Genomic DNA, 9072 nt, shown 5'->3' with positions numbered 1-9072 from the left:
AGGACCTTCTCATCGGCGGGCGTGAGCTGCTTCAACCGGGTACGGACCGCCACCCCCGCAGGACCGGGCACGACAAACGACGCCGCAAGCTCCCGCAACCCGCCCACCCCCCCATACAGCCCTCGAAAAGCCGGTCATCACACCCAACGAGCCCCACCCGGAAAGGTCACACATTCGACGGACGAACCCTGGTTCCCATCTTGTCTTGGAAGAGCAGCCCCGGCCGCCGGCCGGGAGCGCCAGCACTCACTCACATACATCAGGACGCACTCGTACTCAGGCAAACCCCAGCAGTTCCCAACCCCTCCGCCGCCCTGTGGAAAACCCCCGCGCCGGGTACGCCGGACACCCCGCCGTCCCGCACCTTTCCCTCCGGCGCACTACGCTCGGGGCTCATGAGCGACAGGCACATCAGTCAGCATTTCGAGACCCTCGCGATCCACGCGGGCAACACCGCCGATCCCCTCACCGGCGCGGTCGTCCCGCCGATCTACCAGGTCTCGACCTACAAGCAGGACGGCGTCGGCGGCCTGCGCGGCGGCTACGAGTACAGCCGCAGCGCCAACCCGACCAGGACCGCCCTGGAAGAGAACCTGGCAGCCCTGGAGGGCGGCGTCCGGGGTCTCGCGTTCGCGTCAGGACTGGCGGCCGAGGACTGCCTGTTGCGTACGCTGCTCAGCCCCGGCGACCACGTGGTCATCCCGAACGACGCGTACGGCGGCACGTTCCGCCTGTTCGCGAAGGTCGTCTCCCGGTGGGGCGTGGAGTGGTCGGTGGCCGACACCAGCGACCCGGCCGCCGTACGGGCCGCGATCACGCCGAAGACGAAGGCGGTGTGGGTGGAGACGCCCTCCAACCCGCTGCTCGGCATCACCGACATCGCGGCCGTCGCCCAGGTGGCGCGGGACGCGGGCGCCCGCCTCGTCGTGGACAACACCTTCGCCACGCCGTATCTCCAGCAGCCGCTGGCGCTCGGCGCGGACGTCGTCGTGCACTCGCTCACCAAGTACATGGGCGGTCACTCGGACGTCGTCGGCGGTGCGCTGATCGTCGGCGACCGCGAACTCGGTGAGGAGCTGGCGTACCACCAGAACGCGATGGGCGCGGTCGCCGGACCGTTCGACTCCTGGCTGGTGCTGCGCGGCACGAAGACGCTGTCGGTGCGCATGGACCGGCACAGCGAGAACGCGACCAAGGTCGCCGACATGCTGACCCGGCACGCGCGCGTGACGAAGGTTCTCTACCCGGGCCTGCCGGACCACCCCGGCCACGAGGTCGCCGCCAAGCAGATGAGGGCGTTCGGCGGCATGGTGTCGTTCCAGGTGGCGGGCGGCGAGGAGGCGGCGGTCGAGGTCTGCAACCGCGCGAAGGTGTTCACGCTGGGCGAGTCCCTCGGCGGCGTCGAGTCGCTGATCGAGCACCCCGGTCGCATGACGCACGCGTCCACGGCCGGTTCGGCCCTGGAGGTCCCGGCCGACCTGGTGCGGATCTCGGTCGGCATCGAGAACGTCGACGACCTGCTGGCGGACCTCCAGCAGGCCCTCGGCTAGACCGGACCCACGGTCACCAGCCGGTGAGGGGTGGGGTCGTCTCCGACGGCGGCTCCACCCACGGCTCGGCCACCATCGCCCAGACGGTGAAGCCGACGGCCGCCGCCCACAGCAGCAGCCACAGCAGGCGCCGGGCGAGCGTGCGGCGGCGGAGCATACGGCTGCCGCGGCGGACGGCGTCCGCGTGCAGCTCGGGCGGCAGCCGGGGCACCGTGCGTTCCATGATCTGCCGGACGGCGGCCTCCCGCTGGGTCCGGTTCATGTCACCGCCGCCTTCGCCTCGGGGAGCGGGGGTGCCGGCGCGGCGGGTGGGTGCAGGACGGTCGCCGTCGCCCGGTCACAGATGGCGTGGACACGTTCCGCCGGCAGGCCCAGGAGTGCCGCGACCTGCTCCTCTCCGACGCCCTCGTAGAGTCTGAGGACCAGGATCAGGCGTTCCTGCGCGGTGAGCCCGGCCAGCGGGCCGGCGAGGTGTCGCCCGGCCCGGCCCCGGGCGGTGTAGCGGTGCCAGGTGGCGTACTGGTGCCAGGCGGTGTCGGCGAAGCGGATGGCGAGGTGCCGGCGGGCGTGGTCGTAGGGGTCCTCGCCGTGCAGCCTGTCCCAGCACGCGTACGTGTGCGCGAGGGCGACGGTCAGCAGCCGTCGCGCGCGCGGGTTGTCGCCGGGCGGTTCCCCGGTGAGCAGGGTGGCGGTCTGCGTCAGCCGCCCGCCCGCGCCGGCCACGAACGCCTCGAACTCCTTGGCCCGGCGGACGTCCTGGGCCGCATGCCGTGCTCGCACCGCGCGCCTCCCGCCTGCCGGCGACCCCCTGGGACGGATCCCGGCCGTCTGCGGCGGACGGGCACCCGGTCTCATATGAGGCCAGGGGCGGGCCGTCGGTCAAGAGCCGCGCACGCGCGGGATGCGCCGCATGCCCTCACGCGCGCGCGTGGGCGTCAGGAAGCCGGTGCGGGCTCGGCGCCCGGGAGACCGTGGGAGGCCATCCGGCTGGACAGCGCGGTGTTGAAGCGCGTGAGGAGCGCGCAGAACGCCTCGCGCTCCTGCGGGCTCCAGTCGTTGGTCAGCTCGGCCATCAACTGACGTCTGGAGGAGCGGACTTCGTCCAGCCGGGACAACCCGCGCGGAGACAGCTGGAGCACCACGGCACGCCCGTCCTCGGGGTGCGAGGTCCGCTTGACCAGACCGGTGTCGACCAGCGGAGCGACCTGCCGGGTGACCGTCGACGAGTCGATGCCCATGCTTGCGGCGAGCGCCTTGACGCCCATCGGGCCTTCCTTGTCGAGGCGGTTGAGCAGCAGGTACGCGGCGCGGTCCATGGAGTTGCGGACCTGCCCGACCCCGCCGAGCCGGGTCTGTTCGGCACGGCGCGCGAACACCGCCACCTCGTGCTGCAACGTGTCGAGAAGACCGGTGTCACCGAGGGTCGTCATGTCCATCGACATTCCAGGTGTTGTGGGCATGGCCGGGGGCTCGCTTCGTGAAAAGGGGGCTGGGTTGGGGGACAGGGTACGCGGCCCGGAGGCGGGTCGTACCGGCGCTGCGGAAACCGGTCTCGGTGGTTGGTCACAGCGGTCGTTCCCGCCTGTGAACTGCGATGCTGGTGTCATGAGCTATGGCACGGCTGACTCCTTGCGGCCCGTCACCCTCGACGATGTGCGCGGTGCCCAGAAGATGCTTTCGGGTGTGGCGCGGGTGACCGCGATGGAGGGCAGCAGGTACCTGTCCCAGCTCGTCGGGGCACCGGTGCACCTCAAGTGCGAGAACCTCCAGCGGACCGGTTCCTTCAAGCTGCGCGGCGCGTACGTCCGGATCGCCGGGCTGCTGCCGGAGGAGCGGGCGGCCGGGGTCGTCGCGGCGAGCGCGGGAAACCACGCGCAGGGGGTCGCGCTGGCGTCCACGCTGCTGGGCGTGCGCTCCACGGTGTTCATGCCGAACGGCGCCCCGCTCCCGAAGATCAGCGCGACCCGGGAGTACGGCGCGCAGGTGCGTCTGCACGGGCACGTGGTCGACGAGACGCTGGCGGCTGCGCAGGAGTACGCGGCGGAGACCGGCGCGGTGTTCATCCACCCCTTCGACCACGCGGACGTGATCGCCGGGCAGGGCACGGTGGGTCTGGAGATCCTGGAGCAGTGCCCGGAGGTGCGCACGATCGTCGTCGGGATCGGTGGCGGGGGACTGGCGGCGGGTATCGCGGTCGCGGTGAAGGCACTGCGGCCGGACGTGCGGATCGTCGGTGTGCAGGCGGAGGGCGCGGCGGCGTATCCACCGTCGCTGGCGGCGGGCCGGCCGGTGTCGTTGCGCAGTCCGGCGACGATGGCGGACGGCATCAAGGTCGGCCGGCCAGGTGACGTGCCGTTCGGGATCGTCGGCGACCTGGTGGACGAGGTGCGCACGGTGTCGGAGGACGCGCTGGCCACCGCGCTGCTGCTGTGCCTGGAGCGGGCCAAGCTGGTGGTCGAGCCGGCCGGGGCGAGCCCGGTGGCGGCGCTGATGAGCGAGCCGGACGCCTTCGAGGGGCCGGTCGTCGCGGTGCTCTCCGGCGGCAACGTCGATCCGCTGCTGATGCAGCGCGTCCTGCGGCACGGCATGTCCGCGCAGGGCCGCTACCTGGCCGTACGGCTGCGGCTGACGGACCGGCCGGGGGCGCTCGCGACGCTTCTCGGGGTGTTGTCAGTGGTCGACGCTAACGTCCTCGATGTGAGCCACGTACGGACCGACCCACGGCTCGGGCTCACGGAGGCGGAGGTCGAGCTGCACCTGGAGACGAAGGGGCCGGTGCACTGCGCCGAGGTCGGTCAGGCCCTGCGCGAGGCCGGGTACATCGTCATCGGTTGAGGTCACAGCCTCTTCGGTCACTCTTTCGAGTAAGTCCATTGAGAGACGCGATACATCGCGTTACGGTGTGTGTCACGCCATCTCGCCGGTGTCTTCGGCGCATCTCGATCGGGCGGAACGAAACGCACAAACCTAGGCTTTCCGAAGAATCCCAACGATGAAGATCCCCAACAACGAAGATCCCCAACGACGTGGAGACTCACATGCCAGGCGCCATCTATGCCGAAGGCCTGGTGAAGACCTTCGGTGACGTAAGGGCTCTGGACGGCGTCGACCTGGACGTCCCGGAGGGCACCGTCCTCGGCCTCCTCGGGCCGAACGGCGCGGGCAAGACCACCGCGGTCCGCTGCCTCACCACTCTTCTGCGCCCGGACAGCGGCCGGGCCGTGGTCGCCGGCCTCGACGTGCTCAAGAACCCCAACGAGGTCCGGCGTCGAATAGGCCTCTCCGGCCAGTTCGCCGCCGTCGACGAGTATCTGACCGGCCGCGAGAACCTCCAGATGGTCGGACAGCTCTACCAGATGAAGGCGAAGGACGCGAAGGTCCGGGCCGCCGAGCTGCTCGACCAGTTCGACCTCGCCGACGCCGCCGACCGCACGGCGAAGACCTACTCCGGAGGCATGCGCCGCCGGCTCGACCTGGCCGCCGCGCTGGTGGTCTCGCCGCCCGTGATGTTCATGGACGAGCCGACGACCGGCCTCGACCCGCGCAACCGCCAGCTCCTGTGGGAGGTGATCAAGCGCCTCGTATCCGGCGGTACGACGCTGCTGCTCACCACGCAGTACCTGGAGGAGGCCGACCACCTCGCCCACGACATCGCGGTCGTCGACCACGGCAAGGTCATCGCCCGCGGCACCTCCGACCAGCTCAAGGCCCGCACCGGCGGCGAGCGCGTGGAGGTCGTGGTGCACGACCGCGAGCACATACCCACCGCCGTCGAGGTCCTGACCGGCTTCGGCAAGGGCGAGACCGCCGTCGAGGAGCACACCCGCAAGCTCACCGTGCCCGTCTCCGGCGGCGCCAAGCTCCTCGCCGAGGTCATCCGCGAGCTGGACACCCGCGGCATCGAGATCGACGACATCGGCCTGCGCCGCCCCACCCTCGACGACGTCTTCCTGTCCCTCACCGGACACGCCGCCGAGGCCAAGCCCGAAGAGAACGGCAAGGAGGCCGTGAAATGAGCGCCGTCACCGACGCCGTCCGGGGCACGGCCCTGGGCAACCCGCTCGGGCAGAGCGTCCGGGACTCCCTGGTCGTTGCAAAACGCAACCTGATCCGGATGTCACGGATCCCCGAGATGGTCATTTTCGGGCTCATCCAGCCCATCATGTTCGTGGTGCTGTTCACGTACGTCTTCGGCGGATCCATGCAGATCGGCGGCAGCACCAGCGCCACCGACTACACGAACTTCCTCATGGCGGGGATCTTCGCCCAGACCGTCACCTTCGCCACCGCCGGAGCCGGCGCGGGCATCGCCGACGACATGCACAAGGGGCTCATCGACCGCTTCCGTTCCCTGCCCATGGCCCGCGGCGCGGTCCTCACCGGGCGCACCCTCGCCGACCTCGTACAGACCGCGCTGACCCTGCTCGTCCTCGCCGCCGTCGCGCTCCTGGTCGGCTGGCGGGTCGGCTCCGACGGCAGCACCAACGCCGCACGGGTCCTGGCGGCCTTCGGCCTGCTGCTCCTCCTCGGCTACGCGTTCACCTGGATCGGCGCCCTGATCGGCCTGTCCGTCCGCACCCCCGAGGCGGCCACCTCCGGCGGACTGATCTGGCTCTTCCCGGTCACCTTCATATCGAACGCCTTCGTGGACACCGGCAACATGACGCCGTGGCTGCGCCACATCGCCGAGTGGAACCCGTTCAGCGCCACCGTCCAGGCCTGCCGCGTCCTGTTCGCCAACCCGGGACAGTCGGCGTCCGACGCCTGGCCCATGCAGCACCCGGTCTGGGCCTCGCTGATCTACTCGGTGCTGATCATCCTCATATTCCGCACCCTGGCGGTCCGCAAGTACCGCTCGGCCACCGCGTGACCGCCCGACACCGCACCGCATGACCGCGTCACACCGCACGGCATGACGAGACCCCCGGCGCCACGGGGGGCGCCGGGGGTCTCGTCACCGGAAATGGGGACCGCTCCTCGGCCGGGGGACCGGCCGGGATGCGTCAGCCGTGGTAGGGCACGGCCTTGAGGATGCGTACGGAGGCCTTCTTGCCGTTCGGGAGTTCGTACTGCACGTCCTCGCCGACCTTGTGGTCGACCACGGCGGAGCCCAGCGGAGACTGCGGCGAATAGGTCTCGATGTCGGAACTCGCGTACTCACGCGAGGCCAGCAGGAAGTCCAGGGTGTCGTCCTCGTCGCCGTCGAAGGCGATCGTCACGACCATGCCGGGCGCCACCGTGCCGTCCGAGGACACCGGGGCCGCGCCGACCTTGGCGTTGTCCAGGAGCTGGGTCAGCTGGCGGATGCGCAGTTCCTGCTTGCCCTGCTCCTCCTTGGCCGCGTGGTACCCACCGTTCTCGCGCAGGTCGCCCTCCTCACGCGCGGCCGCGATCTTGCCGGCGATCTCGGTGCGCGCAGGACCAGTAAGGTACTCAAGCTCATCCTTGAGCTTGTTGTACGCCTCCTGGGTCAGCCAGGTGACGTTCTCGCTGGTCTGGGTCACAGGGTGCTCCTCGTCGGTACAGGGAATACAAAGCTCGCCCTACCCGGAAGCATGTTCCTCCAGGGATGGGCGAAACCACGAGCCTAACAATTCAGCGGCCCGAGGGGGAGGACATAAGCCCTAAGAACCGTGACAACGCAGGTCAGAGCCTGCCTATTCCGGTCGACGATCAGTCGGCGTGACAGCCGAGCAGTTCCGCCGTGGTGCCCCGTGATGTCGTACGGAGCGTGACCACCTTGTCGATCCGCGTGTCGGTGCCGGAGAAGCGGAAGTCGGCGCGGCCCACCTCGGCGCCGTCCTCGGCCTGCGAGCGGACCGTGCAGTAACCGCTCGCGCCGGCGTCCTTGCGGACCTCGAGGTGCACCCGCACCGAGTCGTCCGCGACCTGGAACGTGATCAGCTCGCCGCTGATCTTGTTCTGGCCGACGTAGTGATAGGCGAAGTAGCCGATCAACGCGAGCAGCAGCGCGCCCAGCACGCCACCGGCGACCTTGAGGGTGCGGTCCGCGCGCGCATCCGAGGAACGGCCGTAACGGCCCTCGGGCGGTCGCGTGCTCGCCGTACTCATGATCGTCCTCCCGGCAGGGCCTCCGGCCGGTTGGGCGAAGGTCCGAAAGTGGGGCTCCGGGGCGGCACCACGGAATTATTGGCGCCCCGATTCGGTCACTATAGAAGCCGCCGATCGCACCCCATCCCATGGGGGCGCCGACTTACTGAGGATATGAGTCTTGACTGACCAGCTGCGACTGATGGCCGTGCACGCCCACCCCGACGACGAGTCGAGCAAGGGCGCGGCCACCATGGCGAAGTACGTGTCCGAGGGGGTGGACGTGCTGGTCGTGACCTGCACGGGCGGGGAGCGCGGCTCCATCCTCAATCCCAAGCTGCAGGGCGACAAGTACATCGAGGAGCACATCCACGAGGTACGCAAGAAGGAGATGGACGAGGCCCGCGAGATCCTCGGCGTCAAGCAGGAATGGCTCGGCTTCGTCGACTCCGGGCTGCCCGAGGGCGACCCCCTGCCGCCGCTGCCCGAAGGCTGCTTCGCGCTGGAGGACGTCGACAAGGCGGCCGGTGAGCTGGTGAAGCAGATCCGTTCCTTCCGTCCCCAGGTGATCACCACCTACGACGAGAACGGCGGCTACCCGCACCCCGACCACATCATGACCCACAAGATCTCGATGGTGGCCTTCGAGGGCGCGGACGACACCGCGAAGTACCCGGAGAGCGAGTTCGGTCCGGCGTACCGGCCGCAGAAGCTCTACTACAACCAGGGCTTCAACCGTCCGCGCACCGAGGCGCTGCACCAGGCGCTGCTCGACCGCGGCATGGAGTCGCCGTACGGGGAGTGGCTCCAGCGGTGGAGCGAGTTCGAGCGGGTGGAGCGCACGATCACCACGCACGTTCCGTGTGACGACTTCTACGAGATCCGGGACAAGGCGTTGATCGCGCACGCCACGCAGATCGACCCCGACGGGGGCTGGTTCAGGGTGCCGATGGAGATCCAGCGGGAGGTCTGGCCGACGGAGGAGTACGAGCTGGCGAAGTCGCTCGTCGATACCTCCCTCCCCGAGGACGACCTCTTTGCGGGCATCCGCGACAATGCCTGACATGAGCGCAAGCGTGAGCCTGGCAATGACGCACCTCGTCCCCCTCGCCAAGGAGGTCGACGAGAACAAGGTCACCCCCGGCGTCCTCGGCTTCGTCGTGTTCGCGGCGATGGCGATCGCGGTGTGGGGCCTGATGAAGTCGATGAACCGCCGCATGGCCAAGGTCGACTTCGTGGAGACGCCGACGGACACCGCCGGCGAGACCCCCACGGGGAAGAGCACGCCCGCCAAGGGCTGAGCAGGGCCGGCCGAAGGCACCCCCGGACCCACGGCACCGGACCCACGGCACCGCTACCCGCCCCCGCCGGGCAGGGCGGCGGTGCCGTCGGCCCGTGACGCCATGACGCCGTGAGCCGCCCCCCGACCCCCGGAACCGCGCCCGCCGCCCTGCCCGGCGGGGGCGGGTAG

11 protein-coding genes are annotated in these 9072 nt (G+C 70.0%); 6 read left to right on the top strand and 5 right to left on the bottom strand.

The window, feature by feature from the left end; genetic code table 11:
* Positions 1–395: 395 nt before the first annotated feature.
* Positions 396–1550, top strand: coding sequence for a cystathionine gamma-synthase (locus BZL64_RS02910; RefSeq protein ID WP_086765815.1), 1155 nt, complete (start codon positions 396–398; stop codon positions 1548–1550).
* A 13-nt stretch (positions 1551–1563) separates the two neighbouring features.
* On the opposite strand, the gene BZL64_RS02905 is transcribed toward BZL64_RS02910, so the two are convergent.
* The 3 genes from BZL64_RS02905 to BZL64_RS02895 all read right to left on the bottom strand — a co-directional run bounded on the left by BZL64_RS02905 (position 1564) and on the right by BZL64_RS02895 (position 2992).
* The gene (locus tag BZL64_RS02905; RefSeq protein ID WP_086765812.1) at positions 1564–1812 is read right to left on the bottom strand and encodes a hypothetical protein; all 249 of its coding nucleotides are present in this window, start codon (positions 1810–1812) and stop codon (positions 1564–1566) included.
* Positions 1809–2330 (bottom strand): sigma factor-like helix-turn-helix DNA-binding protein, encoded by a 522-nt coding sequence (locus tag BZL64_RS02900; protein ID WP_086765810.1) that lies wholly within the window; start codon positions 2328–2330, stop codon positions 1809–1811. The genes BZL64_RS02905 and BZL64_RS02900 overlap by 4 nt, the downstream gene beginning before the upstream one ends.
* A gap of 155 nt (positions 2331–2485) precedes the next feature.
* Positions 2486–2992 (bottom strand): MarR family winged helix-turn-helix transcriptional regulator, encoded by a 507-nt coding sequence (locus tag BZL64_RS02895; protein WP_190046502.1) that lies wholly within the window; start codon positions 2990–2992, stop codon positions 2486–2488.
* 163 nt (positions 2993–3155) lie between these two features.
* Between BZL64_RS02895 and ilvA the strand changes: the two genes are divergently transcribed.
* The 3 genes from ilvA (at position 3156) to BZL64_RS02880 (ending at position 6420) form a co-directional block, all read left to right on the top strand.
* Positions 3156–4385, top strand: a complete 1230-nt coding sequence (gene ilvA / locus BZL64_RS02890) for a threonine ammonia-lyase (protein ID WP_086765808.1) — start codon at positions 3156–3158, stop codon at positions 4383–4385.
* A gap of 203 nt (positions 4386–4588) precedes the next feature.
* Positions 4589–5566: an ATP-binding cassette domain-containing protein gene (locus BZL64_RS02885; RefSeq protein ID WP_086765806.1), complete on the top strand. Its 978-nt coding sequence runs from the start codon at positions 4589–4591 to the stop codon at positions 5564–5566.
* Positions 5563–6420: an ABC transporter permease gene (locus tag BZL64_RS02880; protein WP_086765804.1), complete on the top strand. Its 858-nt coding sequence runs from the start codon at positions 5563–5565 to the stop codon at positions 6418–6420. The genes BZL64_RS02885 and BZL64_RS02880 overlap by 4 nt, the downstream gene beginning before the upstream one ends.
* Positions 6421–6553: 133 nt before the next feature.
* Here BZL64_RS02880 and greA read toward each other — a convergent pair whose 3' ends face one another.
* Together greA and BZL64_RS02870 are read right to left on the bottom strand one after the other, a co-directional pair.
* A complete protein-coding gene (gene greA, locus BZL64_RS02875) occupies positions 6554–7054 on the bottom strand; it encodes a transcription elongation factor GreA (RefSeq protein WP_086765802.1) in 501 nt (166 codons plus the stop codon).
* 169 nt (positions 7055–7223) lie between these two features.
* Complete coding sequence (locus BZL64_RS02870) at positions 7224–7622, bottom strand: DUF4307 domain-containing protein (RefSeq protein ID WP_086765800.1); 399 nt, start codon at positions 7620–7622, stop codon at positions 7224–7226.
* A gap of 160 nt (positions 7623–7782) precedes the next feature.
* Here BZL64_RS02870 and mca point away from each other — a divergent pair, with 160 nt between their 5' ends.
* Positions 7783–8664, top strand: a complete 882-nt coding sequence (gene mca, locus BZL64_RS02865) for a mycothiol conjugate amidase Mca (protein ID WP_086765798.1) — start codon at positions 7783–7785, stop codon at positions 8662–8664.
* Entirely contained in the window at positions 8657–8902 is a 246-nt protein-coding gene (locus BZL64_RS02860) for a hypothetical protein (RefSeq protein WP_086765796.1), read from the top strand. The genes mca and BZL64_RS02860 overlap by 8 nt, the downstream gene beginning before the upstream one ends.
* Positions 8903–9072: the final 170 nt, after the last annotated feature.

Origin of the sequence: Streptomyces bobili (assembly GCF_002154575.1) — a bacterium.
Taxonomy (GTDB): domain Bacteria; phylum Actinomycetota; class Actinomycetes; order Streptomycetales; family Streptomycetaceae; genus Streptomyces; species Streptomyces bobili.
The sequence above is the reverse complement of the archived record's forward strand: the minus strand, read 5'-3'. Positions and strand labels throughout refer to the sequence as shown.